Annotated in this window: 1 protein-coding gene; it reads left to right on the top strand. The window is 76.4% G+C overall.

All coding sequences use genetic code 11. The features are described 5' to 3' along the window. Positions 1-1,988 (top strand): FUSC family protein (locus tag AX737_RS01340; RefSeq protein ID WP_066918371.1); only part of this gene is annotated, 1,988 nt, incomplete at its 5' end. Between the last annotated feature and the right edge of the window lie 120 nt (positions 1,989-2,108).

Here is a 2,108-nt window from a genome sequence, read left to right as displayed (position 1 = left end):
CGCGCCGGGTCCGCTGGGAGGCGGTCCTCGACCGCCTGACGCCCCCGGCCGGCGCTTGGCTCTACGGCCTGCGGATCTGGAGCGCGACGATCATCGCCCTCTACGCCGCGTTCTGGCTGCAGCTCGAGAGTGCCTCCTCGGCCGCGGTCTGCGTCGGCATCCTATCCCAGCCGCGGCGCGGCCAGGCGCTCTCCAAGGCGTTCTACCGCATGGCGGGTACGCTGACCGGCTTCGTGGTCTCGATCCTGTTCGCGGCCCTCTTCGGCCAGGACCGCGTGCTGATGCTCGTCGCCTTCACGACCTGGCTCGGTCTGTGCGTGTTCTTCGCGACCCATTTCGAGGGCGTGCAGGCCTACGGGGCGGTGCTGGCCGGCTACACCGTCGCGATCATCACGATCGTCCACATCGATCAGCCCCTCGACGTCTTCGAGGCGGCCGTCGCCCGCGTGGCGGTGATCACGATCGGCATCGTCACGGTGACGTTCATCAACGACGCGCTGGGCGCCCCGCAGGTGCTCAAACCTCTCCGGGACGGCCTCGGGGCGGCGCGGGCCCAGGTGCGCGGCCTCGTCCGGCGCGGCCTGCGGGGCGAGGCGCCCCCGCCGGACGAGGCCGCAGCCGCCCTGCGCGCGGTCGGGGGCACGCGCGCCGACATCGTGGGCGTGGCCGGCGAGACCGACGACGGACACAACCGGGCCGCCGGGGCACGCAGCGCCGCCGCCGCGCTGATCGGCCAAGTGGGCGCGGGCCGCGCCTTCGCCCGCGCCGCCGCCCGCGAGCCGGCCGCCGCGCGGGCGGTCGGCCGACGCGTGGAGGCGGGACTCGATGGAGACCCCGCGGCCGCCCCGGCGCTGGAGGCGGACCTGCGGGCGGCGACGGCGGGCGGCGCCTCGCCCGAGACCGTCCTGCTCCTGCGCCGCGCCGCGGACCTGCTGCGGCAGGAGGCCTGGATCGCGGACGGGGTCCGCGCGCTCGAGACGGGCCGCGCGCCCCTGCGGGACGTCGATCTGCCCCTGCACCGGGCGTTCCCGGACGCGCTGCGCCAGGCGCTGCGGGCCGTGATCACGGTGGCGGTCAGCGCGGCGCTGTTCATCCTCAGCGGCTGGCCCGAAACCACCCCCGGCCTCATGCAGATCGCGGCGTTCGCGGGCGTCATGGCGATCAACCCCGCGCCCGCCGCCTACGCGCGGGGCGCCCTGCTCGGCATTCCGGCCGCTATCGCGGCGGCCGGGATCGTCCGGTTCCTCGTCCTGGACGGCGGCCAGGGCTTCCCGCTCCTCGCCATCGCGATCGCCCCGGTCGTCTTCACCGGCTGCTTCCTGAGCCTCGGCAAGGGGACCGCGAGCCTCGGCTCCGTGCTGCTCGTCTTCTTCCCGGTGTTCCTCTCGCCCGCGAACCCGCAATCCTACGACCTGCAGGCGTTCCTGGACGAGGCGGCCCTGTTCGCGATCTCCAGCATCGTGGCCTTCCTGAGCACGGGGTTCCTCAACGCCGACGACGCGAAGCGCCGGGCGTGGGCGCTGGGCACCCTGCGCGGGAGCCTTCTCGACACGCTGACGGCCGAGCCGGCCCGGGCCGGGCGGCGCGGGAGCCTGAACGGAGACCGGATCGCCCGGTTCTCCACCCTCAGGACCGCCTCCGAGGTCGCCCACCGCTCCTGGCTGCGGCACGCCTTCGCCCTGGCCGCGCTCGACACGGCGGCGGCCGGCGCCCAGGCGGGCCTCAACGACCTGATCCACGCGCCCGGCTTCGACGGGCCGATCGAGGCCGCGCGCGCCGCCCTGGAAGCCCTGGACGCGGACGCGCTCCGGGGCGCGGCGGCCGACCTCCTCGGGGCAGCGAGGGGGCGGGCCGCCGACGCGCGGACGCTGGAGACCGTCGCCGCGGTCGTGGCCGATCTGATGACCGCCGCCCACATCGCCGCCGACGAGGCCCGGGTCCTGCGGCGCCTGCATCTGCGGCATCCGGACCGGCGGGACGCCGCGTGAGGACCGAACCCCGCGCCGCAGCCGCACGGGAGGCCGTGCGCGGTCCCGCCCCGTCATCCGGCGCCGGGTCGCGACCGCGCCCCGCGGACGGTCGACCCGCCCGCGGGCGGCAGCGCTGCC

The sequence above is a fragment of the Methylobacterium sp. CCH5-D2 genome (genome assembly GCF_001556475.1).
GTDB classification, from domain to species: Bacteria; Pseudomonadota; Alphaproteobacteria; order Rhizobiales; family Beijerinckiaceae; genus Methylobacterium; species Methylobacterium hispanicum.
Note: the sequence above shows the minus strand (reverse complement) of the source record. Positions and strands in the feature narration are given on the sequence as shown.